At 63.0% G+C, this 24510-nt stretch carries 24 protein-coding genes and 1 other RNA gene; 5 read left to right on the forward strand and 20 right to left on the reverse strand.

Features of this window, described 5'->3' with window-relative positions; translation table 11 throughout:
* Positions 1 to 79: 79 nt before the first annotated feature.
* The 11 genes from murG to rsmI all read right to left on the reverse strand — a co-directional run bounded on the left by murG (position 80) and on the right by rsmI (position 12207).
* On the reverse strand, positions 80 to 1165 hold the full coding sequence (gene murG, locus KUV86_RS15830) for an undecaprenyldiphospho-muramoylpentapeptide beta-N-acetylglucosaminyltransferase (protein ID WP_224908763.1): 1086 nt from the start codon (positions 1163 to 1165) through the stop codon (positions 80 to 82).
* The gene (ftsW, locus tag KUV86_RS15835; protein WP_222485529.1) at positions 1162 to 2406 is read right to left on the reverse strand and encodes a putative lipid II flippase FtsW; all 1245 of its coding nucleotides are present in this window, start codon (positions 2404 to 2406) and stop codon (positions 1162 to 1164) included. The genes murG and ftsW overlap by 4 nt, the downstream gene beginning before the upstream one ends.
* Positions 2403 to 3818: a UDP-N-acetylmuramoyl-L-alanine--D-glutamate ligase gene (murD, locus tag KUV86_RS15840; RefSeq protein ID WP_222485531.1), complete on the reverse strand. Its 1416-nt coding sequence runs from the start codon at positions 3816 to 3818 to the stop codon at positions 2403 to 2405. Before murD ends, ftsW begins: the two co-directional genes overlap by 4 nt.
* Positions 3819 to 3825: 7 nt before the next feature.
* Positions 3826 to 4908 carry a phospho-N-acetylmuramoyl-pentapeptide-transferase gene (gene mraY, locus KUV86_RS15845; RefSeq protein WP_206937310.1) on the reverse strand — a complete coding sequence of 361 codons (1083 nt, stop codon included), beginning with the start codon at positions 4906 to 4908 and terminating at the stop codon, positions 3826 to 3828.
* A 9-nt stretch (positions 4909 to 4917) separates the two neighbouring features.
* On the reverse strand, positions 4918 to 6288 hold the full coding sequence (gene murF, locus KUV86_RS15850; protein ID WP_222485533.1) for a UDP-N-acetylmuramoyl-tripeptide--D-alanyl-D-alanine ligase: 1371 nt from the start codon (positions 6286 to 6288) through the stop codon (positions 4918 to 4920).
* 2 nt (positions 6289 to 6290) lie between these two features.
* Complete coding sequence (locus tag KUV86_RS15855; RefSeq protein ID WP_222485535.1) at positions 6291 to 7793, reverse strand: UDP-N-acetylmuramoyl-L-alanyl-D-glutamate--2,6-diaminopimelate ligase; 1503 nt, start codon at positions 7791 to 7793, stop codon at positions 6291 to 6293.
* A 23-nt stretch (positions 7794 to 7816) separates the two neighbouring features.
* Positions 7817 to 9541: a peptidoglycan D,D-transpeptidase FtsI family protein gene (locus KUV86_RS15860; RefSeq protein ID WP_222485537.1), complete on the reverse strand. Its 1725-nt coding sequence runs from the start codon at positions 9539 to 9541 to the stop codon at positions 7817 to 7819.
* Entirely contained in the window at positions 9538 to 9861 is a 324-nt protein-coding gene (ftsL, locus tag KUV86_RS15865; protein ID WP_206937299.1) for a cell division protein FtsL, read from the reverse strand. The genes KUV86_RS15860 and ftsL overlap by 4 nt, the downstream gene beginning before the upstream one ends.
* Before the next feature lie 9 nt (positions 9862 to 9870).
* Positions 9871 to 10827: a 16S rRNA (cytosine(1402)-N(4))-methyltransferase RsmH gene (rsmH, locus tag KUV86_RS15870; RefSeq protein ID WP_222485539.1), complete on the reverse strand. Its 957-nt coding sequence runs from the start codon at positions 10825 to 10827 to the stop codon at positions 9871 to 9873.
* A gap of 140 nt (positions 10828 to 10967) precedes the next feature.
* An RNA gene (gene rnpB / locus KUV86_RS15875) (RNase P RNA component class A) lies at positions 10968 to 11320 on the reverse strand.
* A 32-nt stretch (positions 11321 to 11352) separates the two neighbouring features.
* Positions 11353 to 12207: a 16S rRNA (cytidine(1402)-2'-O)-methyltransferase gene (gene rsmI, locus KUV86_RS15880; RefSeq protein ID WP_222485541.1), complete on the reverse strand. Its 855-nt coding sequence runs from the start codon at positions 12205 to 12207 to the stop codon at positions 11353 to 11355.
* Positions 12208 to 12253: 46 nt separating this feature from the next.
* Here rsmI and KUV86_RS15885 point away from each other — a divergent pair, with 46 nt between their 5' ends.
* Genes KUV86_RS15885 through KUV86_RS15900 form a run of 4 tightly spaced genes read left to right on the forward strand, consistent with a single transcriptional unit; the run spans position 12254 to position 15636 of the window.
* Entirely contained in the window at positions 12254 to 14032 is a 1779-nt protein-coding gene (locus tag KUV86_RS15885; RefSeq protein ID WP_222485543.1) for a penicillin-binding protein activator, read from the forward strand.
* A complete protein-coding gene (locus tag KUV86_RS15890) occupies positions 14013 to 14393 on the forward strand; it encodes a YraN family protein (RefSeq protein WP_261396065.1) in 381 nt (126 codons plus the stop codon). The genes KUV86_RS15885 and KUV86_RS15890 overlap by 20 nt, the downstream gene beginning before the upstream one ends.
* 46 nt (positions 14394 to 14439) lie before the next feature.
* Positions 14440 to 15033 carry a phosphoheptose isomerase gene (locus tag KUV86_RS15895; RefSeq protein ID WP_206937288.1) on the forward strand — a complete coding sequence of 198 codons (594 nt, stop codon included), beginning with the start codon at positions 14440 to 14442 and terminating at the stop codon, positions 15031 to 15033.
* A gap of 12 nt (positions 15034 to 15045) precedes the next feature.
* On the forward strand, positions 15046 to 15636 hold the full coding sequence (locus KUV86_RS15900) for a BON domain-containing protein (protein ID WP_222163007.1): 591 nt from the start codon (positions 15046 to 15048) through the stop codon (positions 15634 to 15636).
* 131 nt (positions 15637 to 15767) lie between these two features.
* Here KUV86_RS15900 and KUV86_RS15905 read toward each other — a convergent pair whose 3' ends face one another.
* The 8 genes from KUV86_RS15905 to zapE form a co-directional block, all read right to left on the reverse strand.
* The gene (locus KUV86_RS15905; protein ID WP_222485545.1) at positions 15768 to 16310 is read right to left on the reverse strand and encodes a ClpXP protease specificity-enhancing factor; all 543 of its coding nucleotides are present in this window, start codon (positions 16308 to 16310) and stop codon (positions 15768 to 15770) included.
* A 232-nt stretch (positions 16311 to 16542) separates the two neighbouring features.
* Positions 16543 to 17169, reverse strand: coding sequence for a stringent starvation protein SspA (gene sspA / locus KUV86_RS15910; RefSeq protein WP_206937280.1), 627 nt, complete (start codon positions 17167 to 17169; stop codon positions 16543 to 16545).
* 181 nt (positions 17170 to 17350) lie between these two features.
* Positions 17351 to 18121 (reverse strand): cytochrome c1, encoded by a 771-nt coding sequence (locus KUV86_RS15915; protein ID WP_222163005.1) that lies wholly within the window; start codon positions 18119 to 18121, stop codon positions 17351 to 17353.
* Positions 18121 to 19380 (reverse strand): cytochrome b, encoded by a 1260-nt coding sequence (locus tag KUV86_RS15920; RefSeq protein WP_222485547.1) that lies wholly within the window; start codon positions 19378 to 19380, stop codon positions 18121 to 18123. Before KUV86_RS15920 ends, KUV86_RS15915 begins: the two co-directional genes overlap by 1 nt.
* The gene (gene petA / locus KUV86_RS15925; protein ID WP_222163004.1) at positions 19380 to 19979 is read right to left on the reverse strand and encodes a ubiquinol-cytochrome c reductase iron-sulfur subunit; all 600 of its coding nucleotides are present in this window, start codon (positions 19977 to 19979) and stop codon (positions 19380 to 19382) included. The genes KUV86_RS15920 and petA overlap by 1 nt, the downstream gene beginning before the upstream one ends.
* Positions 19980 to 20667: 688 nt before the next feature.
* A complete protein-coding gene (gene rpsI / locus KUV86_RS15930; protein ID WP_206937268.1) occupies positions 20668 to 21057 on the reverse strand; it encodes a 30S ribosomal protein S9 in 390 nt (129 codons plus the stop codon).
* A 13-nt stretch (positions 21058 to 21070) separates the two neighbouring features.
* A complete protein-coding gene (gene rplM / locus KUV86_RS15935; protein WP_206939133.1) occupies positions 21071 to 21499 on the reverse strand; it encodes a 50S ribosomal protein L13 in 429 nt (142 codons plus the stop codon).
* A 242-nt stretch (positions 21500 to 21741) separates the two neighbouring features.
* Positions 21742 to 22908 (reverse strand): cell division protein ZapE, encoded by a 1167-nt coding sequence (zapE, locus tag KUV86_RS15940; RefSeq protein ID WP_222485549.1) that lies wholly within the window; start codon positions 22906 to 22908, stop codon positions 21742 to 21744.
* A gap of 204 nt (positions 22909 to 23112) precedes the next feature.
* Between zapE and KUV86_RS15945 the strand changes: the two genes are divergently transcribed.
* Positions 23113 to 23544 carry a YhcB family protein gene (locus KUV86_RS15945; protein ID WP_206937263.1) on the forward strand — a complete coding sequence of 144 codons (432 nt, stop codon included), beginning with the start codon at positions 23113 to 23115 and terminating at the stop codon, positions 23542 to 23544.
* Between the two features lie 171 nt (positions 23545 to 23715).
* Here the strand turns inward: KUV86_RS15945 and KUV86_RS15950 are convergent, their stop codons facing one another.
* Positions 23716 to 24477 carry a Nif3-like dinuclear metal center hexameric protein gene (locus KUV86_RS15950; protein WP_206937261.1) on the reverse strand — a complete coding sequence of 254 codons (762 nt, stop codon included), beginning with the start codon at positions 24475 to 24477 and terminating at the stop codon, positions 23716 to 23718.
* Between the last annotated feature and the right edge of the window lie 33 nt (positions 24478 to 24510).

Below are 24510 nucleotides of genomic sequence, written 5' to 3' on the forward strand. Positions count from 1 at the left end.
CAGGCCACGTGCGGGTGCCGGGCCTTGTCCGGCAAGAGGAGATGGGGTCACTTGGCCGGGTACCGGCCCTTGGGTCTGATTACTCAAAGCCTGTCTCCATACAGCCCGCTACCAGTCGATCCACGGCGTCCAGATGGGCCTCAGCCCGTGCCTTGCTCGCCATGCTCGCCAATGTGTCGGGCTCAAGCAACGTCTCAAGGCGCTGTGCCAGAGACGTCGGGTTCATGTCTCGTTGCTGAATCAGTGCCGCCGCGCCAGCGCTGACCAATGCCTGGGCGTTGGCCGTCTGGTGATCGTCCACCGCATGGGGAAATGGCACGAACAAGGCTGGCTTTGCCGCCGCAGCCAGCTCGGCCACGGTCAGGGCACCGGAACGGCAGACCACCAGGTCGGCCCAGTCATAGGCCGCCGCCATATCCGCGATAAAGTCACTGACCTGTGCCTCGACGCCGCTGGCGGCGTAGCCCTCGCGGGTCGCCTGGTCCTTGTCTCGCCCTGCTTGATGGCGGACCTCGGGACGCATCTCTTCCGGGAGCGAGGCCAGCGCCTCGGGCATCTGTTGATTGAGCGCCAAGGCACCCAGGGATCCACCCACCACCAACAGGCGCAGTCGCCGGCCACGCATCTCGCTGGCCTGGCGCAGGGTGTCGCCCAGCGCGGCAATATCCTCACGCACGGGATTGCCGATCACCTCTGCCCTGCCGCCAAAGGCCTGGGGAAAGGCGGCATAGACGCGCCGCGCCAAGCGCGACAGCGCGCGGTTGGTCAAGCCGGCGACCGCGTTCTGTTCATGTATCACCAGTGGCTTGCCACACCACTTCGCCGCCAGCCCACCGGGGCCGCTGGCGAAGCCGCCCAGCCCTACCACCAGCTGGGGGTCGTATTCACGAATGACCTGGCGAGCCTGACACACTGCACGGGACAGCCGCACCGGCGCCAACAACCAGCCGGCAGCGCCGTTACCGCGCAAGCCGCTGACAGCGATCTGGTGAAGCGGGATGCCCGCCTCCGGAACCAGACGATTCTCTATGCCCCTGGGGCTACCCAGCCAGGCCACCTCAACGCCCTGAGCCTGAAGGCCCCGCGCCAGCGACAGTGCGGGAATAACATGTCCCCCGGTGCCGCCGGCCATGATCAATGCTCGCCTTCCCTGTTGCTCGCTCACGGCTTCACTCCTGCAGCCTGGGTTCGTCTCGGCGCCCTGAGCCCCGACTCGCGCTTGGCTGTCGGAGACTGCCGGCGCAATCGCTCGCGGGTCTCGACATCCACCCGCAGCAGCAGTGCCACCATGACACAGCTCACCACCAGGCTGGACCCGCCGTAGGACAGTAGCGGCAGGGTCAACCCCTTGGTCGGCAGCATGCCGGTACTGACCGCAATATTGATAAATGCCTGGGCGCCAATCACCAGCGCAATGCCATAACTGAGGTACGCAGCGAAGGGCATTCTGGCAAGCTCAGCCCGGCGACCCACCGCCATTGCCCGCCATACCAGCAGGGCGAACAGGCCAACCACGGCGATGGCCCCGATCATGCCGAGCTCTTCAGCCAGCACCGCAAACACGAAATCGGTGTGTGCTTCCGGCAGGTAGAACAGCTTCTGCACGCTGTTACCCAGGCCCATGCCGATCAAATGGCCGCGCCCAAAGGCGATCAACGCCTGGGTCAGCTGATAACCACTGGCGAACTGGTCCGCCCAGGGATCGATAAAACTGGTCAGGCGTGCCATCCGGTAAGGTTCGGCCACCGCCAGGATGGCGCCGAGAGACCCCACCAGGATAAACAGCAGAATGAAGCGTCCCCAGGGCGCCCCAGCCATCAACAGCATCCCCATGACACAGCTGGTCATGACCACGACACCGCCGTAATCCGGCTCGAGAATCAGCAGCACCGCGACCACGCCCACCACCACCAGAGGACGCAGGAACGCTCCCCACTGACGCCTCACCTGGGGCAAGAACCGCTCAAGATAACCGGCCATGTAGGTGATCAGGCAGAGCTTGGCTACCTCGGAAGCCTGCAAATTGAACGGCACTCCGGGAATCGACAGCCAGCGACGGCTGCCATTGACCTCACGCCCCACCAGCAGCACCAGCAGCAGAAGCACCAGCCCGACCAGCAGCAGCAGCGGGCCATTGGCCTTCCACCAGGCCAGCGGCACTCGCAGCGCCAGAGCGCCAACCGTCAGGCCACCCAGCACAAAGATGCCGTGTCGAATACTGAAGTACCAGGCATTGCCGGTCAGGCTGGTCGCTACTTCGGTAGACGCCGAGGTCACCATGATCCAACCCATCAACAGCAGCGACAGGGTGGCGACCAGCAACCAGCCATCAAAGCTGTGATCACGAGTCGACAGGTGCTCGCGCAGGACACCGAAACGATGCCGGGTTCGGGACAGGCGACTCATGTGCGGCCTCCATTGGCCAGAGCGTGAACAAGCGAGCGGAAGGCCTCGCCGCGAGCCAGATAGTTGGGGAACTGGTCGAGGCTGGCGCAGGCAGGCGACAGCAACACCACGTCTCCCGGCTCGGCGATGTGCCGGGCACGCTCAACCGCAGCGCATAGATCGTCAACCCGCGTCACCGGCACCCGCTCGGCCAACGCCTGTGCCAGCTGCGGCGCGTCTTGACCAAACAGCACGGCCTCCCGTGCGTAGTGCCCCAGCGGCTGCGCCAAGGGACTGAAGTCAGCCCCCTTGCCCACACCGCCGGCCAGCAGGATGAGCCGCCCCTTGAGGGTCGGCCCGAGACCGGCAATGGCGGCCAGCGTGGCGCCGACGTTGGTGCCCTTGGAGTCATTGATCCAGTCGACCTCCCCTACCGTTGCCAGCCACTCACTGCGGTGCGCAAGCCCGGTAAACCTCTCCAGCACGCTGGCCATGTCCTCCAGTGGAAATCCGAGCCGATACCCCATGGCCATGGCGGCCAAGGCGTTGGCCTGATGATGGCGTCCTACCTGACGCATGCGGGAAACCGGGAACAACGGGCGCGGGCCATGCATGAACCACGGCTCGCCCTGGTGCTCTGCCACGCCCCAGTCATCATGCTCGGGCGCGGGATGCATCACCCCAAAGCGCGACAACGCAGGCAGTGACGACTCCGGCCAGGTCTCGGGGTCTTCCGCATTGATGACCGCATGGGAGGCACCGCGGAAGATCCGCTGCTTGGCTCGACGATAGCCCGCCATATCACCATGGCGATCGAGGTGGTCCTCACTCAGGTTGAGAAAGGCAGCGGACTCGGCGCCAAGCCAAGGGGTGGTCTCGAGCTGAAAGCTGGACAGCTCCAGCACGTAGAGATCCGCCGACGGCTCCTGTATCAGCAGGTCGAGGGCCGGGGTACCGAGATTGCCTCCCACCGCGACCTTGCGACCGGCCTCACGCGCCATCTCGCCTACCAGGGTGGTCACCGTGGACTTGGCATTGGCGCCGGTGATGGCGGCGATCGGTGCCTGGCAGGCGCGGCAAAACAGTGCAATCTCGCCGATCAGCCGTGGCTCTCCCGTATCGTCCCGGCGATCCTCGGCAAGGGCTGCAAAGCACGGCTGATGGGGGTCGACACCTGGGCTGAGCACGACTTCCCGCGCGTGATCGAGGACGAGCCCCGCTAGTGGGCCTAGGCGGTACGGCACCTCGGGAAACTCACGCAGAAACGCATCGAGTCCAGGCGGGGCGTCGCGGGTATCCACCACCATGAACTCTCGGCCAAGGCGCTCCAGATGACGACAGATAGCCATCCCCGATACCCCAAGACCCACCACCACCGTCATCGACGCCGGCACCACCAGGTGCTGCGGCAAGCGTGAGCGACTCGCGTTCATGTCAGCCTCAGCGAATCTTGAGGGTTGCAAGACCCAGCAGCACGAGCACCACGGTGATGATCCAGAACCTCACGATCACACGCGGCTCAGGCCATCCCTTCAATTCGAAGTGATGGTGCAGCGGAGCCATGCGGAAGATCCGCCGCCCGGTCAGCTTGTAGGAGCCCACCTGAAGAATGACCGACACGGTTTCCATGACGAACACGCCGCCCATGATGAACAGCACCACCTCCTGGCGCACAATCACCGCGACCACACCCAGCGCAGCCCCCAGGGCCAGCGCGCCCACGTCGCCCATGAAGACCTGGGCGGGATAGGTGTTGAACCAGAGAAAACCGAGGCCAGCGCCGGAGATGGTGGCGCAGAACACGGCCAGCTCACCGGCACCGGGAATCATCGGAATCTGCAGGTAGCTGGAAAACACCGCATTACCGCTGGCATAGGCAAACACCCCAAGCCCCATGGCCACCATGACCGTGGGCATGATCGCCAGGCCGTCCAGGCCATCGGTCAGGTTCACCGCGTTGGACGCACCGACGATCACCAGGTAGGTCAACAGGATATAGAACAGGCCCAGGGGCAGGACGAAGTCCTTGAACAGGGGCAGGATCAGGCTGGTTTCCACCGGCGATGCCGCCGTCACGTACAGCACCACCGCAGCCGCCAGACCAATCACCGACTGCCAGAAGTACTTCCAGCGAGCAGGCAGGCCCCGCGGGTTTTTCTCCACGACCTTACGGTAGTCGTCGACCCAACCGATGGCACCGAAGCCGAGGGTCACCAGCAGCACCACCCACACATAGTGGTTGGTCAGGTCCCCCCACAACAGCGTGCTCACCGCCATGGCCATCAGGATCATCGCACCGCCCATGGTCGGTGTCCCCGCCTTGGACAGATGCGACTGAGGACCGTCATCGCGAACCGCCTGCCCGATCTGTCGTTCGACCAACCGGCGGATCATCAGCGGCCCGAACCACAGGCACAGCACCAGCGCCGTGATGGTCGCCAGAATCATCCGCAGAGTGAGATAACCAAAGACGTTGAAGGCGCTTTGATAGTTCGCCAACACTTCAGCCAGGAAAAGCAACATGTATCAGGTTCACCTTGAAACATCTGGGCGCAAGGCTGCCACGACAGTCTCCATCCCCGCAGAGCGGGAGCCCTTCACCAACACGCTGGCGCCTTGGGGCAAATGTTGCTGCACGTGGCGGACCATCGCCGCCTGATCAGAAAAATGGCACCCACCTTCACCGAAGGCCTGGGCGGCAGGGTTGGCCGCCTCTCCCAGGGTGCCGAGAAATGTGATACCGCGTTCCCGCGCGTAGCGCCCGATGTCCGCATGCAGCTCATCGGACGCGGCTCCCAGTTCACCCATGGCGCCGAGCAGACACCAATGAGGGCCAGGCAGACCCAACAGCGCATCGATCGCCGCCTTGACTGCCCCTGGGTTGGCATTATAGGTGTCATCCAGCAGCCGACTGTCACGCAGCCCCTGCTCGACCGTCAGTCTCCCGGCCGTCGGGGTGACCAGCGCAAGACCAGCCACCACCTCTTCCCCGGAAAGCCCCATTGCCATGGCCGCTGCGGCGGCTGCCAGAGCGTTTGACACATTGTGCAGGCCCATCAGGGGGAGCTGCACCCGCCCCAGCACACCGCCATCGAAATTCAGCGTGAAAGCATAGCGCCCGAGCTCATCACAGACCAGTTCCGAGGCATTCATGCGTGCTTCTCGGGTCAAGCCGAAACCGATGACCTCGCGTGGCGCCGCCAAGGCTGACCACATCGAGAAGTAGCGATCATCGCGATTCAGCACGGCGATCCCGGAGTCTGCCAGCCCGGCCAGGATTTCCCCCTTGGCCTGAGCTATCCGTCCCATGCCACCAAACTCACCGACGTGGGCTCCCGTCACATTGGTAATCACCGCCACCTGGGGCTCGGTCAGTGCCGTTGTCCAGGCAATCTCGCCGAGATGGTTGGCCCCAAGCTCCACCACCGCCTGGCGGTGCTCGGGCGCCAACCGCAGCAGCGTCAATGGAGCGCCGATATCGTTGTTCAGATTGCCCTGGGTCGCCAGGGTCGAGCCTGCGCGGCCGAGCAGCGTCGCCAGCATCTGCTTGACGGTCGTCTTGCCGCTATTACCCGTCACCGCGACGATGGGACCCTTCCATGCCCGACGATGGGCTCTGGCCAGCAGCCCCAGCGCCATCCGCGTATCACCCACCACCAGCTGTGGCAGCGGATCGTCCACCGCGCGCTCGACCACCGCCGCGATCGCACCGGCCTGGCGCGCCTGGGACACAAAGTCGTGAGCGTCGAAGCGCTCCCCTTGCAACGCCACGAACAGCGAGCCGGGAACCAGCTGACGCGTGTCAGTGACGATCGAAGCCATCTCGCTGTCTTCAACATCCGCCTCGGACAGGCCTAGCGCACGACAGACGCCTGACAGCGTGGTGAGCTCATCACGACGCATGCTTAAAGCCTCCTTGGGCGCTGGTCGAGGGCGGCTTGCGCCTCATCCAGGTCGGAAAAGTCATGGCGGACGCCAAGCACTTCCTGGTAGGTCTCGTGCCCCTTGCCGGCCACCAGAATGACGTCATCGGGACCCGCTTCCGCCACCGTTCGGGCAATCGCAACGCCACGACCAGCAATATTCCAGGCGCTGGCGCGCTGTTCGGCGGTCAGCCCCTCCAGCATGGCCTCACGGATGGCAGCAGGATCCTCGCTGCGTGGGTTGTCATCGGTGATCACCACAGCTTGGGCGTGACGGGCAGCCACCTGTGCCATCAACGGGCGCTTACCGCTGTCACGGTCGCCACCGCAGCCTACCAGACACCATAGCTTGCCACGCCCAGGCAGATGCGCCTTGAGCGCTGCCAGTGCGTTGTCCAGGGCATCTGGCGTATGGGCGTAGTCAATGACCACTACCGGTGCATGCTCGCGCAGGATGGCCTGCATCCGCCCGGGCACCGGGGTCAGGCGCTCGGCGGCAGCCACCAGCTCGTCGATGCCCGCGCCTAGCCCATAGAGGCTGGCCATCGCCAGCAGCACGTTGTCGAGATTGAAGCGCCCCAGCAATGGCAGCTGCAGCACTCGCTCTTCGTCGGGGGTCGCGATCAGCGCGCGCTGGCCGCTGGCATGCGGTTCTACGTCCAGCACTCGCAGCGACACGTCAGACGCCTCACCGCAGGCCAGTACGCGGGTATCACGGGACACCCCGGCCAGCATCAATCGCGCCAGAGGATCGTCACCATTGACGACCGCCAGCCCGAGCTCAGGACGCTTGAACAGCTTTGCCTTGGCCGCCGCATAGGCCACCATGCTGCCGTGATAGTCCAGGTGGTCACGACTGAGATTGGTGAACACGGCAGCATGGAAGCGACATCCCGCCACGCGGTCCTGCTCGAGAGCGTGGCTGGACACTTCCATGGCCACCCGTTGCAGCCCCGAGGCCGCCAACTCACCCAGCTGGCGCTGCAGTGCCAAGGGCTGGGGGGTGGTGTGAATGCCCTGCGCAAGAGCGCCAGGGCGCCCGTGACCCAAGGTGCCGATCACCCCGCAGTCGACACCGATGGCCGCTGACAGCTCGGCAATATAATGGGTCACTGAACTCTTGCCATTGGTCCCGGTCACCCCGATCAGCTCCAGGCTGTCGGGTACCTGGTAGACACTGCGAGCAAACTCGCCAAGCCTGTCAGCGAGCCCTGGCAACCACAGCACTCGACCATCGACCCTGGACTGGTCCTCCTTCGCCTCGGCGAGGACCATCAGTGCCCCCTGGGCCAGAGCCTGATCGACAAAGGCTCGACCGTCGCCCGCCACGCCAGGGATCGCGATAAAGACATCGCCTTCGGCGATCTCGCGACTGTCGGTGCTGAGCGTCACCGCCAGCGCCTCGTCCTGATCGTCCTGCGTCAGCGGAAGGTCTTGCCAACACTGCAGCAGCACGCCCTTGAGGCGTGCCAGAGAAAGGGTCATGCCAGGCTCCGTCGCGGTCTGCATCATGGGGTACCGGCCTCCTCATCGGGGCGATCTGGCGGTACGTCGAGAATTCGCAGGGCGCTGCCGGCCACCCGCGAGAATACCGGCGCGGCGATGGCACCACCGTAATAGGCGTCGCCCCGTGGGTGGTCAATCATGACCACGGTGATGATCCGCGGATCCGACACCGGCGTGATGCCGACAAACAGTGCACGGTAGGCATTTTGCTCGTAACCGCCACTGCCGCTCTTGCGCACGGTACCGGTCTTGCCGGCCACGCTGTAACCGGGAACCAGGGCCCGGCGAGCGCCGGTACCCGGTGCCACGACTTCATCCATCATGGCCAGGACGCGGTCAGCCACGTCCGGCTGGACCACCTGCTCCCCCTGGGGCTCGCGACTGAGGCGCAGCAGAGAGGGCGGAAGACGTTCGCCGTGATTGGCAATGGAGGTATAGGCGCTGGCCAACTGCAGCGCCGTGACCGACAGACCGTAACCGTAGGACAAGGCCGCCCACTGACTGCTCGACCAGACCGCAGGAGCCGGCATGTTGCCCGTGGCCTCGCCGGGAAAGCCGGTGCCCGGCGCCTGCCCGAAGCCCAGTGCGCGGTAGCGGTCAGGCACCACCGGATCATCGAGCTGCAAGGTCAGCTTGGCCATGCCGATATTGGAGGACTTGCGCAGGATACCCGCCAGGGTCAAGGCACCGTTGTTGGATACGTCACGGATCGTGTAGCGATCGATGCGCATCCAGCCGGGGGAGGTATCGACTACCAGGTCGGGGGGAAACCGGCCGGTTTCCAGCAGCGCCGACATGGCCAAGGGCTTCATCACCGATCCCGGCTCGAACACGTCCACCATGGCCCTGTTGCGCAAGCCCTGAGGATCCAGGCCTGCGCGATTGTTAGGGTTGTACGAGGGTTGGTTGGCCATGGCCAACACTTCGCCGGTGCGTGCGTCCATCATCACTAGCACGCCGCCGTCGGCATCGTTTTCATCCACCGCAGCCTTCAGCTCGCGGTATGCCATGTATTGCAGGCGTTGGTCGATGGAGAGCGTGAGGTTGCCGCCCGGTTCGGCTTCCTGAAGAACCTCGAGATCCCGCACCAGGCGGCCACGACGATCCTTGAGCACGCGGCGCTTGCCGGGCTCTCCCGACAGGTAGGACTGATAGGCCAGCTCCAGCCCCTCCTGCCCCTGATCGTCGACGTTGGTCACTCCCAGCAATTGGGCGATCACCTCTCCCGCCGGGTAGTAGCGCTTGTACTCTTCCCGGGCATGGACGCCAGGCACCCTCAGCTTCAGCACTTCCTCGGCCTGGGCTGGGGTCATCCGACGCCGCAGATACATGAACTCTCGTTCGCTATACCGCTCGATGCGATCGTTGAGCGCATCCAGGTCCTGGCCCAGTGCCTGAGCCAGCCTCAGTCGCTGGATGTTGTCATCCGGCAGGTCCTGGGGATTGGCCCAGAGCGTGACAACCGGCGTGGATATCGCCAGCGGCTCCCCGTGGCGATCAGTGATCATGCCCCGGTGGGCGGGTATCGGGTCGGTGCGCAGGGTACGCGCGTCGCCCTGCACCTGCAGAAAGTTTCGATTGATCACATGCAGGTCGACGATGCGTCCGGCAAGTAGCCCCAGCCCGACCAGGATCAGCGTCATCATGACGATGTAACGCGCACGACCCATCGGCTCTATGGGCGGTGGTCGTCGCGGCGTCACACCCCGAGGGAGCTCCGCGGTCATGGCCCAATCACCTCGATGTCATGGATATCCGGCAAGCGCATCTCGAGCCGCTCTACCGCCAATCGCTCAATCCGCGAAGGAGTCGACCAGGCGCTCTCTTCCAGCAACAGCTGCCCCCATTCGGTCTGCAGCTGCTGCTGCTCTCGCTCGAGCTCCTGAAGGGTCGCATAGTGCTGGCGGGTTTGATGACTGACGCTGATGACGGCAAGCGCCGACATCAGGCACGCCAGCAGCAGCGCGGCCACCAGCAACAGCCTCGGTGACAGCGCTGTCGGCAGCGGCCAGCCAAAGGCGTTGAGATCCTGTCGTCCTTGAGCCATCTGCTTTCCTCAATAGCGCTTGCGCGCCACACGCATCACGGCACTGCGCGCACGCGGGTTGGCCTCGACCTCTTGCGGGTTCGCCTTCATGGCCTTGCCCACGGATTCCAGTCGACGAGCGATCTGATCATCCCGCAACGGTATACCTTTGGGCACATTGGTATCCCCTTTGACGTGGTCGCGGATAAAGCGCTTCACCCGGCGGTCTTCCAGCGAATGAAAGCTGATCACCACCAGGTGGCCACCCGGCGCCAACGCCTCGAGTGCGGCGTCAAGGGCGAGTTCAAGCTGATCCAGCTCGCCATTGACGTGGATGCGCATGGCCTGGAACACCCGGGTGGCCGGATGCTTGCCTTTTTCCCAGGCCGGATGGGCCTGTTTGATCACCTCAGCCAGGTCAGCTGTGCGCGTGAAGGGACGCTGCTGACGGCGCTCGATCACCGCCCTGGCGAGGCGTCGCGCAAAACGCTCCTCACCATAGCGCTTGAACACCGAGCTCATCTCGGCTTCATCGACACGTGCCAACCAATCAGCAGCACTTTCGCCCTGGGTCGGATCCATGCGCATGTCCAGCGGACCATCGCGTAGAAAGCTGAAACCCCGCTCGGGATCATCCAGCTGAGGCGACGACACCCCGATATCCAGCAAAATGCCCGACAGACGACCATCCAGGCCGCGCGCCTGGGCCACTTCCCTGAGCCGCGCGAACTCGGTCTGCTCAATGCTGAAACGAGGGTCATCGATGGACGCCGCTTCGGCGATAGCCTGGGGATCACGGTCCAGTGCCAGCAGGCTGCCACTATCGTTCAATCGCGAAAGGATGGCGCGGGAGTGTCCGCCACGCCCAAACGTGCCGTCCAGGTAGGTACCGCCGGCATCATGTACCAGGGCATCGACGGCACCGTCGAGCAAGACGCTTTCATGGGCGAAGCCGCGCACGGACGTTTCTGAGGAGGGTGACGGCATGCAGCTCTCGTTCGACGATGGTATTCCAACGCGCGGCCAGCCAACGACGCCGTCAGCGGTGGAACTCTCTCGCCACTGGGCTCCTGGCCGCACAGATTCATGAGGCAATGCCCGGGCCGCAGGCCCGAGCACAGAACATCTGGGGGAGTCGGCCGATAAGCCGGGTTCTGTCGAGGACAGCCATTCCTCTAGGAGCAGTGTCGCCACTGCCCTCAAGCAACCTACCCGAACCCAGCGCGGGCCACGCCAACGGGTTCCTATTTGGTCTTGCTCCGAGTGGGGTTTACCGTGCCACGCACTGTTGCCAGGCGCGCGGTGCGCTCTTACCGCACCCTTTCACCCTTGCCGGCCTCCCTGAGGAGACGTAGGCGGTCTACTCTCTGCTGCACTTTCCGTCGGCTCACGCCGCCCAGGGGTTACCTGGCACTCTGCCCTATGGAGCCCGGACTTTCCTCCCCCGCCTTGCGGCGGCGGCGACTGTCTGGCCAACTCCCGCGGCAAGCATACCAGTGCCCCGCCACCCCCTCAATCCCCGTCCTTCAGTGACTGGGCCTTGGCATACCATGTCTTCTTGGCTCCGCCCAGCACCCGCGCGGCGACACCCGCCGCCTGCTTCACACCGACACCTTCGTCGAGAAGGGCTCGCAGCAAGGCATCTTCCTCCACCGCCTGCCCTGCGGACGCCACCTCAGTCGCTCCGGCCACCATCACCACGAACTCGCCGCGGGCTTGATTGGGATCTTCCTCGATCACCGCAAGAAGCTCCGCCGCCGTGCCATCGAGGAAGGTTTCGAAGGTCTTGGTCAATTCACGCCCCAGCACTACCTGACGATCCCCCAGCAGCGCGGCCAGGTCCGCCAGCAGATCCTTGATGCGGTGTGGCGATTCATAGCACACCTGCGTACCTGTATCGGCACGCCAGGTCTCGAGCCGAGCTCGCCGACCGCTGCCCTTGGCGGGCAGAAAACCATGAAAGGTAAAGGAGGACGTGGGCAGCCCCGCGGCGCTCAAGGCGGTAATCAGGGCACAGGGACCGGGAATCGGCACGATCGAGAAGCCCTGCTGGCGCAGCTCGCGCACCACCACGAACCCCGGATCACTGATCAAGGGAGTCCCCGCATCACTGATCAGCGCCACGTCATCACCCTCGAGCAGGCGGCGCTTCAGCAGCTCTACCCGGGACGCCTCATTATGGTCGTGCACGGAGACCATCGCAGGCGCGACACCGAGGTGGCGCATCAAGCGCGCGCTGTGCCGAGTATCCTCTGCAGCTACCAGGGCCACCCGCCCCAGCACCGCCGCTGCTCGCGGACTCAAATCTTCCAGATTCCCAATTGGCGTGGCGACCACGTACAATGAACCGGCTTTCACTTCTGACATCTTGGCTCCCTGGGCTGCCATCCGGAACACGGACAAGGAAGGATTCATGAGGACTTTGACTCGCGGCCCCGTGGCCGCTGCTGTACTGGCCATCTCTCTGGCCGGCTGCAGTTTCACACCAAGCATCGTGCAACGGGCCATGGATGACGACCCGGATAAGCTTCTTGCTCAGGCCGCACAGCAACAAGGCACAGAAGCCGCCGAGACCCGCTTGCGAGCGGGCGATATCCTAGCACGCTCCGGGCGGCGCCCCCAGGCGCTCGAGGTACTGAACAACCTGGACGCAAGCCAGCTCTCTGGCGAGAGCCTGCGTGACTGGGCGATGCTGCTCTCTGAGCTGGGTGACAGCGAGGGCAACCCCCAGGCGGTGATCAAGGCGGCTGGCGTGCTGGATGACCTGCAGCTGGCAAGCGACGATGCCAACCTGCTGCGCCTGCGCCAGGGACTCGCCCTGGGTCAGCTGGGCCAGCCCCAGGAGGCCGCCCGAGCGCTGATGCAGGTGCAGAGCGATACCGGCCGGGAAGACATCAACGACGCCATCTGGGACCAGCTCAGCGTGCTCAACAACCGCCAACTGGACGCCCTGTCCCAGCCCGACAACGCCATCGTGACGGGCTGGCTGGAGCTGACCCGTCTGGTCAACAGCAGCGGCGGCGACATCCAGGGGCTTTTTGCCCGTCTTGATGACTGGCGCGTCGCCAACCCAGACCACCCGGCCAATCGCCGCCTGCCCAGCCAGATTGGCAAGCTACGCGAACTGCGCGGCCAGAGCGTGCAGAACATCGCCGTACTGCTGCCTGAATCAGGCCCGCTGGCGGGAGTTGCCGACGCCATCGAGCAAGGCATCCGCACCCAGCAGTCCAACGTTGTCAACGGTGGCGGCAACGGTGCCCAGCTGAGCTTCCTGGATGCCTCCAGCGCAAGCCTCGACCAACTCTACCAGCAGGCCCAGAGCAGCGGCGCCCAGGTGGTGATCGGTCCGCTCGACAAGAGCGACGTGACTCAGCTGGAAAGCCGGGCCGAGCTGCCGCTGCCCACTCTGGCCCTCAACTACGGTCAATCCGCTGCCAACCAGACCAAGAACCTGTACGAGTACGGCTTGTCTGCCGAAGACGAAGCGCGCCAGGCGGCTCGCCGGGGCTGGCAGGATGGCCATCGCAGTGCGTCCATGCTGGTGCCTGACAACGATTGGGGGCAGCGTGTTGGCGAAGCCTTCTGGAACACCTGGAGCGAGCTCGGCGGCGACATTGCCACCGCGGTTCGCTACAACCCGGGGGCGCCGGCCACCGACAGCACCCGCCGCGCCATCAGCAATCCGCGTCCGGACATGCTGTTCCTGCTGGCTCTACCAGACTACGCGCGCCAGGTTCCGCCGACCATGGAGTACTATTCGGCCTCCAACCTGCCGGTATACGCGACGTCCCACCTGTACGAAGGCTCCCCTCAGCCGCGCCTCGACAAGGACCTCAACGGCGTTCAATTCGCCGATATTCCCTGGAACATCCCCGACGCAGCGGTGGGCGGCGCCGAGGCACTGCCTTACTACGACAGCTACCGCGAACTCAAGGAACAAGGATCGCCCTCCATGTTCCGCCTGATGGCCATGGGCGTCGACGCCTATGAGCTGGCTCGTCGCATGCCCCAGATCCAGGCACTGCCTGGTTCGCGGATTCAGGGCGCTACCGGCACCCTGAGCACCACAGGTGACGGCCGCATCTACCGTGAGCTGCCATGGGCACAGTTCAGCGACGGCGTGCCGGCCCCGGTGTTCAGCGACGGACTCGGCGATAGCGCTGGCGCCAGCAATGACAATGCGGCCCCCTGACCCCAGGGACGCCGTTCAGCGCGGCCAGGCCATCGAGCGCTATGCACAAGCTTGGCTTGAGCAGCAAGGCCTGCTCCCGGTAGCGCGCAACCAGCGCTTTCCGGGAGGAGAGCTCGATCTGGTCATGCGCGATGGCGACATCCTGGTCTTCGTGGAAGTTCGCCATCGCCGCACCACCCGCCACGGCTCGGCCGCGGAAACCATCACGACGACCAAGCAGCGCCGCCTAATCCGGGCGGCGCGTTTTTATCTGCAGCACAACGGGCTATCATGTCCCTGCCGCTTCGATGTTCTGGCGATCACCGGCGCCCCGCCACAGCTTGAGACCGAGTGGTTGGCCAATGCATTCGAAGCGAACTGACACACCGGGCGTCCCCGCGGATGCCCCCATGGACCAGGAAGGCAGCATGGATTTCCAGAGCCGAATTCTCGGACAATTCAACGACAGCATCGACACCAAGACCTATGCCAGCGAAGTGCTTCCTCCGTTCATCGAGGTCGCCAGCCAGATGATGGTCCAGTGCCTGGTCACCGACGGCAAGATCCTGGCCTGCGGCAATGGCGGCAGCGCCGGTGATAGCCAGCACTTCTCATCTGAGCTATTGAACCGCTTCGAGCGCGAACGTCCCAGCCTGCCAGCCTTGGCATTGACCACTGACACCTCGACGCTGACCTCCATTGCCAACGATTACAGCTACAACGAGGTCTTCTCCAAGCAGATTCGCGCCCTGGGACAGCCCGGCGACGTGCTGCTGGCCATCTCTACCAGCGGCAACTCCGCCAACGTCATCCAGGCCATCCAGGCGGCCCATGATCGCGACATGACCGTTGTGGCCCTGACTGGCCGCGACGGCGGCAACATGGCCTCGCTGCTGGGACAGGATGATTGCGAGATTCGCGTCCCAGCGACGTCCACGGCGCGCATCCAGGAGGTGCACCTGCTGGTCATCCATTGCCTGTGCGATCTGATCGACGAACAACTTTTTGGTGCAAGCGAGTAACGAGTGAATATCATGAAACAACCCCACACCCGTCCCACACGCCCCTTGCTGGCCGCCCTGCTGCTCTCCGTTGCCCTGGCGGGATGCACCACCGTCACCTCGGTGACCAACCCCGGCACCATTGACGAGGACTACGGCGAACGCACCTTGGGTGCCACGGTGGAAGACGAGAGCATCGAGACCAAGGCGGCTCACAACCTGGGACGCACCGATGCTCGACTGGCCGACGCCCGTATCAACGTCGACAGCTACAACGGCGTGGTCCTGCTGACCGGCCAGGTGCCCAGTGCTGAACTCAAGCAGCGCGCCGAAGAGGTGGTCAGCCAAGTGCGCAACGTGCGCCGCGTACACAACGAACTGACCGTGGCAGCAAACCTGCCCACCAGCCAGCGCCTCAATGACGCCTGGCTAGACACCAAGGCACGCACCGCATTGGCCACCAGCGATCAGGTGGACTCCGGAAGAATCACCGTGGTGACGGAAAACGCCACCGTTTATCTGATGGGACTGGTCACCCACGCCGAGGCGGACCGTGCGGTAAATATTGTCTCCAACGCGGGCGGAATGGAGCGCATCGTCAAGGTATTCGACTACATCGACTGATGCTGCCGGCACCGCGAAAAAAAACGGCGTCCCCATGGGGACGCCGTTTTTTTGGCAATAATGCCAGCGCTACCGCCTGATACCCACACCATGGTGACAGCGCAGCGCACTACCGGGGGTGAGCCCCAGCGTTACTTGATGACCCGCAACGAAGGCCGCCCCTTGCGCGGAGGCTTCGCCTGCCCATCACTCTTGGCGTCGGTCTCGGCGTCGGTCTCGTCAGCCTCTGCCGCCGAGGTCCGCTCTTCCTCGCCACTGGACTCAGCGCTGTGCTGGTCCGACGGCTCGGCGCCTGCCTGTGGGCGCTTGACACTCTCAAGCACAGGCGCCTCATCAACATCGTTGGCCTCATCGGTCGGCAACTCAGGCTCATGACCAAACACCATGCCCACACCGTTTTCGCGAGCGTACAGCGCGATCAACGCAGGGATGGGAACAAAGAGGAGCTCTGACTTGCCGCTGAAGCGTGCGGAAAACCGAATCATGTCATTGCCCATATGCAGGTCACGCACTGCACTTGGGCCAAGGTTCAAAACGATTTGTCCATTCTGGACAAACTGTCTCGGCACCTCGACATTGTCGTACTCGGCATCAACGACGATATAGGGGGTCAATTCGTTATCCAGCAGCCACTCATAGAGCGCCCTGGCCAGATAGGGTCGACTGGACTTCATACTTTGGCCCTCTTGGTTGGCAAATGGGAACTCGGATCGTCCCGACCGAGGCCGGCTTCCCGGGGTGTCGCCACACTGGGCGTACTCCGTGCCTGCAACCAGGCAGCCGCACCACGGCAACATGCAGAAAGGCGAGAGGCCGCAGCGCTCTCGCCGTCATTCTTTCGGGACCGCTCGCGGCCCCGAACGGCGCGTCGCCACCCAGCACCGACTCTCACCGGGCAGGTTACCTTCAGGGACGAATTTCGCGCTCGGCTTCGGACAGAGAAGCGCGGAAGCCATCACGAGCAAACACTTTTTCCATGTAGCTCATCAACGGACGCACCTGCTTCTCCGGCAGCTCGATGTTGAGCGCGGGCAAACGCCACAGAATCGGCGCCAGGCAGCAGTCCACCAGAGTGAACTCTTCGCTCATGAAGAACGGCATGTCTTCGAAGATCGGCGAGATCCCTATCAGGCTCTCCCGCAGTTCCTTACGCGCCTTGTCGGCTTCCTTCTTGCTGCCGGACAGGATGCGATCGACCATCGGGCACCACTCGCGCTCGATGCGGTGCATCCAAAGACGGCTCTGAGCACGCGCAACGGGGTAGACCGGCAGCAGCGGCGGATGCGGAAAACGCTCGTCCAGATACTCCATCATGACCTTGGACTCGTACAACACCAGGTCACGATCCAACAGCGTCGGCACGCTGTTGTACGGGTTCAGGTCCGCAAGCTCCTCGGGATGCTTGTCGTCAGTCACTTCGACAATATCCACTGCGACGCCCTTTTCAGCCAGCACGATCCGCACACGGTGACTGAAATGGTCCTCGCCACCGGAATAGAAGATCATCGACGACCGCTTGGCCACTACACCCATGAAACAATCCTCGCATCAGTTCAAGCCGGGATGATAACACGACAACCCCCTGTACGGGGGGCAAGAAGGGGACATCTTTCACCCTCGCGCGAGCGTTTTCGCCACACGGGGCGACACATCATAGCGCACAACGCACTGCGGGCGCATGGTCTCCCATACGCCCGCCCGTGCTGTCACTGCGTCAATGAATGTCGCGCCAATACTCACGCTTGAGGAAGTACGCCACGATGCCGAACAAAAATATGAAGATCAGCACCTTGGGGCCCAGTGCCTGGGCATGAAGCTTGGACGGCTCGCCGACGTAGGCAAGAAAGTTGGTCAGGTCATACACGGCCTGCTCGAACTCCTTGGGCTCCATGCTGCCGGGCGAGGTAATCTGCAACGTCTCGCAGGACTGGAACTTGCCCGTCAGCGGGTCCAGCTCGGCGTCGCCTACCGCATGATCAGACGCCGCGCAGACCTGCTCCTGAACCCCCTGCAGAGGCTCCAGCACGTTGGGCATGCCTACAGACGGGAACACCACATTATTCACCCCGGTCGCCCGCTCGCTGTCGCGATAGAAGCTCAGCAGGTACGTGTAGATCCAATCGGTACCCCGCAGCCTTGCCTCCAAGGTCAGGTCGGGTGGCGCCTTGCCGAACCACACTTCTGCATCCTCGGCGCTCATGGCCTTGTGCATTTGATCGTTGTAGCCGAGATCCGGCGAAAAGATCAGATTATCCTCGACCAGATCCTGAGGCATATCCAGGTCTTCTGCAGCCCGTGAAAACCGCTGGTACTCGAGCGAATGACAGCCCATGCAGTAATTCACGTACAGCTTCATCCCGCTCTGCAGAGACGCCTGGTTTTCCAGGTCCGGCGACATGCTGCGCAGATGCACCCCCTCTCCGCCCGCGGCCAAGGCGGCCATGGGGACTAGCGCGAAGAGCAGTGCGAACAGTTGCTTTTTCATTAGCCAGTCACCCTTTCAGGAACGGGTTTGGTCTTCTCCAGCCGGGTATAGACCGGCATCAGCAGGAAGAAGGCAAAGTAGATCACCGTGCAGACCTGGGCAAGCAACGTGCGGCCTGCCGTGGGTGGCAATACCCCAAGCACACCAAGAATCACGAAGCTGATGGCAAACAGCACCAGCATGATCTTCGAGATCCAGCCTTTGTAACGAATCGAACGCACCGGCGAGCGGTCAAGCCAGGGCAGCACGAACAGCACCGCAATGGCTGCGCCCATGAAGATGACGCCGAGGAACTTGGCATCAAGACCGAACAGCGAGAAGGTAATCGCGCGCAGGATGGCGTAGAACGGCGTGAAGTACCAGACCGGCGCGATATGATCCGGGGTCTTCAAGGGATTCGCCGGCTCGAAGTTGGGCTTCTCGAGGAAATACCCGCCACCTTCGGGGAAGTAGAAGATCACCGCACAGAAGACAAACAGGAACACGGCGACACCCACGATGTCCTTGACCGTGTAGTAGGGATGGAAGGGTATCCCGTCCAGCGGTTTGCCGGTTTCATCCTTCTTGGCCTTGATGTCGATGCCATCAGGATTGTTGGAGCCCACTTCATGCAGAGCAATGATGTGCAGCACCACCAATGCCAGGATCACGATCGGCAGCGCCACCACGTGCAGGGCAAAGAAGCGGTTCAGGGTAATCCCGGAGATCAAGTAATCTCCGCGTACCCACTGGGCCAGGTCCGGACCGATGCCGGGGATGGCGGAAAACAGGGAAATGATGACCTGAGCGCCCCAGTAGGACATCTGCCCCCAGGGCAGCAGGTAACCCATGAAAGCCTCGGCCATCAGCGCCAGGTAGATCGCCATGCCGAAGATCCAGACCAGCTCACGGGGCGCCTTGTAGGAGCCATAGAGCAGACCACGGAACATATGCAGATAGACCACCAGGAAGAATGCCGAGGCGCCGGTGGAATGCATGTAGCGGATCAGCCAGCCGTACTCCACATCCCGCATGATGTATTCGACGGAGGCAAAGGCGCCCTCGGCGCTGGGGTTGAAACTCATGGTCAGCCAGACGCCGGTCAGAATCTGATTGACCAGCACCAGCAGAGCGAGGGATCCGAAGAAGTACCAGAAATTAAAGTTCTTGGGCGCGTAATACTCTGACAGATGCTCCTGCCACATCTGGGTCGCCGGGAATCTATCGTCGATCCAGCGCATGAGACCGCGCTCGGCCTTGGCCTTGTTGGGATTTGCCATTACGCACCCTCCCCGTCTTCACCGACCACGATGACCGACTCGTTGACAAAGTAATAGGGCGGAACCTCCAGGTTCACGGGAGCGGGAACGTTGCGAAAGACCCTGCCCGCCAGATCAAAACGCGAACCGTGGCAAGGACAGAAGAAGCCGCCCGGCCAGTCTTCTACCCCCACCCCTTCGGCATTGGGTTCGGGCTTGAACAGCGGCGAACAGCCAAGGTGCGTACAGATCCCCACCAGCACCCCGATCTCAGGCCGAATGGAGCGCAAATGGCCTCCGGCATAGCCGGGCTGCTGCGGCTTGGCAGACTCGGGGTCGGCCAGCACGTCTTCTCCCAGCGCCTCGGTGCGCTCAATCATCTCCGGAGTGCGATTGATGACCCATACAGGCCGCCCGCGCCACTCGACGGTCATTCTCTGCCCCGGCTCGAGCTTCGAGATATCCGCCTGAACGGGAGCCCCTGCCGCCCGCGCTCTGGCACTCGGCTGCCAGGATGCCACAAAGGGAACCGCTACCCCGACAGTGCCGACCGCCCCAACCACGGAGGTAGCACCCACGAGGAAACGGCGCCGCCCCTTGTTCACGCCGTTGTCTGCCATGATCTGGTTTCTCCCATCAGACTTTATCCGTTGTTGTTTTCACGGTCCCTTGAATGTCCGTGACCACGGATACAAGTGGCTTGTATGTTAGGAAATCCCCCCCACCCGCACAAGAAGACCTCCGGGCAAGACCCCCCGTGCAAGCCCCATACATTTGACATGGAACAACTTTATGACGATGTGCCCGAGCGCCCTGCGGCAAAAGAAGGGCCTCAAGCGCATCAAGGCCGCAACTCCAGCCTCACAGGACGGCTAGCGGATCAGCACAAAAGTCCCCATCGAAGCGTCACCAACGGTCGCATCGCGGAACACGCCAGGCACACGCCCGGCCTGGTCGAGTACAGCACTCGCGGCAGACGCAGCGTGGTAAAAGGGGTAGCGCACTGGAAACCAAGAGGGATGCACGCTAGCAAGAAGGGGGCAGCGCAAGGAGACCATCAGAGGTCGAGCTAGAGAAAAAGCGACAGGAAGGGATAAAAGGAAGAGACACAAGAAGAAGCACAAGAAGATCTACAAGAAGCGGGAGACGCAGAGAGGACACGAGAAACGCACGGAGCGACAGCCCCTGGGACCGAACTCGGGCTCGCTACCGACGTAGACGCCACGCGCACACGCGCAAAAACCGCATCCGAAAACGACAGCGCCCGGGCCAATGGCCCGGGCGCCGTGCGATCGGCAAGCGTATCGATTAACGCTTGGAGAACTGCGGGCGACGACGCGCCTTGCGCAGACCGACCTTCTTACGCTCGACTTCACGTGCGTCACGAGTGACGTAGCCAGCTGCGCGCAGCGGCTTGCGGAAGTCTTCGTTGTACTGCATCAGGGCACGGGTAATGCCGTGACGGATAGCGCCAGCCTGGGCACTGCCGCCGCCGCCCTTGACGGTGACGTAGACGTCGAACTGCTCGAGAGTCTCGGTCAGTTCCAGCGGCTGACGAACCACCATGCGACCGGTAACACGGCCGAAGTATTCGTTCAGGTCACGGCTGTTGACGGTGATCTTGCCGGTGCCCGGCTTCAGGAAGACGCGCGCGGTAGAGGTCTTGCGGCGCCCGGTACCGTAATACTGCTGTGTCATGGCGAAGATTCCCTCAGATGTTCAGTTCTTGCGGCTGCTGGGCAGCGTGCGGATGTTCGGAACCGGCGTAGACCTTGAGCTTGGCGTGCATGGCACGACCCAGCGGGCCCTTCGGCAGCATGCCCTTGACGGCGCCTTCGATGACACGCTCAGGAGCGTGGTCGATCAGCTGATTGAAGGTCATGGAGCGCAGGCCACCCGGGTAACCGGTGTGACGGTGGTACATCTTGTCGCTGGCCTTGTTGCCAGTCACCTTCACCTTCTCGGCGTTGATGACGACGATGTAGTCACCGGTGTCCACATGGGGAGTGTATTCCGGCTTGTGCTTGCCACGCAGGCGGCGAGCAATTTCGGTAGCCAGACGACCGAGCGTCTTGTCCGCGGCATCGACGACATACCAGTCGCGCTGGACGGACTGCGGCTTAGCACTGAACGTCTTCATGGATGAAATCACCAATTCGATGTGTTGGATCTCCCGGCCCTTCTCCTGATAGCGCTTGAATACTCGCGATACCAGGCAGCACCGTGCAGAGATCATCCCTATTTTTCTTGGTTGCCCGACACCACAACCCATCGGGGTGTCGGCACAACGGTCGAGCGAGCGCGCATTCTACACAACCACACGCTCGACGTCACCCTCTGTTTCTCCAGTGGGGTCTTTTCCTGACAGCCGACGGCGGTGGCTCACGGCTTGTGCGGCAAGGCCAGATACTCCCGTGACTGCATTTCCTGCAGCCGCGACAGCGTTCGCTCAAATTCGAACTCGAGCTTACCCCCGTGATACAGCGCTTCGGCCTCCACCTCAGCCGACATCAGCAGCTTCACGCCGCGATCATAGAACTCGTCGACCATGTTGATAAACCGGCGTGCCTGATCATCGGTGGCACCGTCCATCTTGCGCACACAGGACACCAGCACCGTATGGAACTCGCGCGCCAGCTCGATGTAATCGTTCTGACTGCGCGGTCCGTCGCATAGCTCGAGGAAGTCGAACCAGACAACGTCCTCGTGAAGACGACGGGCATGCAGAACCCGATGATTGACCTCGACGGGCACCTGATGCTCGCCCTCCTGGCCTGCGATCTCGCGAAAGCTGCGCTCAAGCTCCTGATCTGCCGCATCGTCCAGGGGATGATGGAAGATCTCGGCCCGCTCCAGCGCACGCAGACGGTAGTCCACGCCTGAATCGACATTGACCACCTCACAGTGGCGATTGAGCAAGTCGATCGCCGGCAGGAAACGGGCCCGCTGCAAGCCGTCCTTGTACAAGTCATCAGGGACGATGTTGGACGTGGCCACCAACACCACCCCCCGCTCAAACAGCGCCTCCAGCAAATTCGCCAGAATCATCGCATCGGTAATGTCCTTGACGAAGAACTCATCAAAGCAGATCACTCGCGCCTCTTCCGCGAACTTGCCGGCGACCAACCGCAGCGGGTTCTTCTCGCCCTTGCAATGGTCGAGTTCGTTGTGGACGCGCTGCATGAACCGGTGGAAATGCGTCCGCATCTTTTGCGGAAAGGGCAAGGCCTCATAAAACGTATCGACGAGATACGTCTTGCCGCGGCCGACGCCTCCCCAGAAGTACAGGCCGCGAATGTCGGGCACCGGCGGCTTCTCCGGCGCCTGGTCACGCCCGAACAACCCCTTTAGACGCGATGTCAGACCTCGCTGCACCGCTTGAGGTGCTCGCGGTGTCGGCGCCGCGACCAGCTCGTCATACAGCCGCTGCAGCTGCGCCACTGCGTTGGCCTGGGCGGCGTCTTCGGTAAAATCAGCGCGCTGCAGGTCACGCTGATAGCGTTCCTGCGGGGTTTCTGGGCGGCCTGCGCTCGACACAGAAGAGCTCATGTAGCGTCCTGGCTGTCAACAAGTTCGGAGCCGCATTATACGCAGACCACGACAGAATGGCAGGACCGCCGTGCTGAGAGTAACCACCCAGGCGGGGCCCACGGTCAGGACACGGCATTGACCCTTTATGAGACAAAGCCTCTATAATGGCCCGACGCCCGGGGCGAGACGCCCGGCCGTCAGAAAGTGCTCAGGGAGAACCAAGTGGAACCAAGCAACCTCAACATGATCCTGGCAGCGGCTTGCCTGGTGGCAGGCATCGGCCTCGGCGCACTGGGTTACCACCTGCTCAATGGTGGCGCCCGAAGCGCCCAGCGCATGCGCCTCAAGCTGACCGAACGCGAACGCCAGCTGACCGAGTGGAAGGACGGTGTTGATGAGCACCTTCAGCGCATGGAGCAGCTGACACAAAAAGTCTGCCAGGACGCACAGGCACTCAACCGCCAGCTGCATGACTCCGCCCAACAGCTGGGCAGCACGGCCATCAGCCAGGAGAACACCGTGCAGCCCACCGCTGCCGCCGAGGAAGATCTATCGATTCCTCGCGATTACGCCGACGGCAACCGTGGCACACTGTCCGAAGACTTCGGCCTGCGCAGCGCCAATGAGGACGAGCCGCGTCCGCCTCGTTTCTGACCCTAGCTGCTAACCGCACTCCCGCCCGCATAACAGCAAGAGCCCGCATAATGCGGGCTCTTGCGTAGGGCTGTCGACATCAGCCGAGGGTGACGCCGGGCCCGCACCACATGGTCCGCCCAGACGCTTATATAGCGCAGCCCTTGCTATCTTTCCTGTTACGACATGGAGTCAGGCAGGATTGTCGATATCCACAAAGCGGTGCTCCACCCCGAAGCGCTGCTTCAGCCACTCCCCAAGCGCCTCGACCCCATAACGCTCGGTGGCATGGTGGCCTGCCGCCAAGTAGTGGATACCCAACTCTCGGGCCATATGCGTGGTTCTTTCGGAGATCTCACCCGAGATAAAGACCTCGGCCCCCGCCGCCGCTGCCTGAGCAATCATGTCCTGCGCACCACCGGTGCACCAGGCGACCCGACTGACCGGCGCCTGGGACGGTGCCTCGACCAACAAGGGCTCCCGCGCCAACGCCTGACCTACTGCCCCAGCCAGCTCAGCGATCGTCGACGGACGCTTCAATTGCCCGTGCCACAGCAACCCTTCCCCCATGGGGGCATCAAGGGTACCCGCCACGCTAAGGCCGAGTCGGTGCGCCAACATGGCGTTATTGCCAAGCTCAGGGTGAGCGTCCAACGGCAGGTGATACGCCAGCAGATTGATGTCACTGCCCAGCAGCGCACCCAACCGCTTGCGCTTCATGCCGGTAATCGCCACCGGCTCGTTCTTCCAGAAGTAGCCGTGATGCACCAGCAGCACATCTGCCTGCCAGCGCACTGCTTCGTCGACCAGCGCCTGGGATGCGGTCACGCCTGACATGACCCGGGTAACGCTGGCACGGCCCTCGACCTGCAGGCCATTCTCCGTGTAGTCCTTGAAGCGGGACACATTCAGCAGCTGGTCACAGGCCGCCACCAGCTCATCACGTTGCGTCATGCAGGTTCTCCTGAAGCAGGTCCAGACAAGCAT

The organism is Halomonas sp. DP8Y7-3 (assembly GCF_019801675.1).
GTDB classification, from domain to species: Bacteria; Pseudomonadota; Gammaproteobacteria; order Pseudomonadales; family Halomonadaceae; genus Halomonas; species Halomonas litopenaei_A.

What these genes read in the sequence shown, in the direction of transcription:
- rsmI (WP_222485541.1), bottom strand. Translation starts at nt 12,207, where the DNA reads ATGTCAGAAGTGAAAGCCGGTTCATTGTACGTGGTCGCCACGCCAATT.
- rsmH (WP_222485539.1), bottom strand. Translation starts at nt 10,827, where the DNA reads ATGCCGTCACCCTCCTCAGAAACGTCCGTGCGCGGCTTCGCCCATGAA.
- ftsL (WP_206937299.1), bottom strand. Translation starts at nt 9,861, where the DNA reads ATGGCTCAAGGACGACAGGATCTCAACGCCTTTGGCTGGCCGCTGCCG.
- rplM (WP_206939133.1), bottom strand. Translation starts at nt 21,499, where the DNA reads ATGAAGACGTTCAGTGCTAAGCCGCAGTCCGTCCAGCGCGACTGGTAT.
- KUV86_RS15855 (WP_222485535.1), bottom strand. Translation starts at nt 7,793, where the DNA reads ATGACCCTTTCTCTGGCACGCCTCAAGGGCGTGCTGCTGCAGTGTTGG.
- ftsW (WP_222485529.1), bottom strand. Translation starts at nt 2,406, where the DNA reads ATGAGTCGCCTGTCCCGAACCCGGCATCGTTTCGGTGTCCTGCGCGAG.
- KUV86_RS15950 (WP_206937261.1), bottom strand. Translation starts at nt 24,477, where the DNA reads ATGACGCAACGTGATGAGCTGGTGGCGGCCTGTGACCAGCTGCTGAAT.
- mraY (WP_206937310.1), bottom strand. Translation starts at nt 4,908, where the DNA reads ATGTTGCTTTTCCTGGCTGAAGTGTTGGCGAACTATCAAAGCGCCTTC.
- KUV86_RS15885 (WP_222485543.1), top strand. Translation starts at nt 12,254, where the DNA reads ATGAGGACTTTGACTCGCGGCCCCGTGGCCGCTGCTGTACTGGCCATC.
- murD (WP_222485531.1), bottom strand. Translation starts at nt 3,818, where the DNA reads ATGAACGCGAGTCGCTCACGCTTGCCGCAGCACCTGGTGGTGCCGGCG.
- KUV86_RS15920 (WP_222485547.1), bottom strand. Translation starts at nt 19,380, where the DNA reads ATGGCAAATCCCAACAAGGCCAAGGCCGAGCGCGGTCTCATGCGCTGG.
- sspA (WP_206937280.1), bottom strand. Translation starts at nt 17,169, where the DNA reads ATGGGTGTAGTGGCCAAGCGGTCGTCGATGATCTTCTATTCCGGTGGC.
- KUV86_RS15890 (WP_261396065.1), top strand. Translation starts at nt 14,013, where the DNA reads ATGACAATGCGGCCCCCTGACCCCAGGGACGCCGTTCAGCGCGGCCAG.
- KUV86_RS15860 (WP_222485537.1), bottom strand. Translation starts at nt 9,541, where the DNA reads ATGACCGCGGAGCTCCCTCGGGGTGTGACGCCGCGACGACCACCGCCC.
- KUV86_RS15900 (WP_222163007.1), top strand. Translation starts at nt 15,046, where the DNA reads ATGAAACAACCCCACACCCGTCCCACACGCCCCTTGCTGGCCGCCCTG.
- rpsI (WP_206937268.1), bottom strand. Translation starts at nt 21,057, where the DNA reads ATGACACAGCAGTATTACGGTACCGGGCGCCGCAAGACCTCTACCGCG.
- KUV86_RS15915 (WP_222163005.1), bottom strand. Translation starts at nt 18,121, where the DNA reads ATGAAAAAGCAACTGTTCGCACTGCTCTTCGCGCTAGTCCCCATGGCC.
- petA (WP_222163004.1), bottom strand. Translation starts at nt 19,979, where the DNA reads ATGGCAGACAACGGCGTGAACAAGGGGCGGCGCCGTTTCCTCGTGGGT.
- murF (WP_222485533.1), bottom strand. Translation starts at nt 6,288, where the DNA reads ATGCGTCGTGATGAGCTCACCACGCTGTCAGGCGTCTGTCGTGCGCTA.
- zapE (WP_222485549.1), bottom strand. Translation starts at nt 22,908, where the DNA reads ATGAGCTCTTCTGTGTCGAGCGCAGGCCGCCCAGAAACCCCGCAGGAA.
- KUV86_RS15905 (WP_222485545.1), bottom strand. Translation starts at nt 16,310, where the DNA reads ATGAAGTCCAGTCGACCCTATCTGGCCAGGGCGCTCTATGAGTGGCTG.
- KUV86_RS15895 (WP_206937288.1), top strand. Translation starts at nt 14,440, where the DNA reads ATGGATTTCCAGAGCCGAATTCTCGGACAATTCAACGACAGCATCGAC.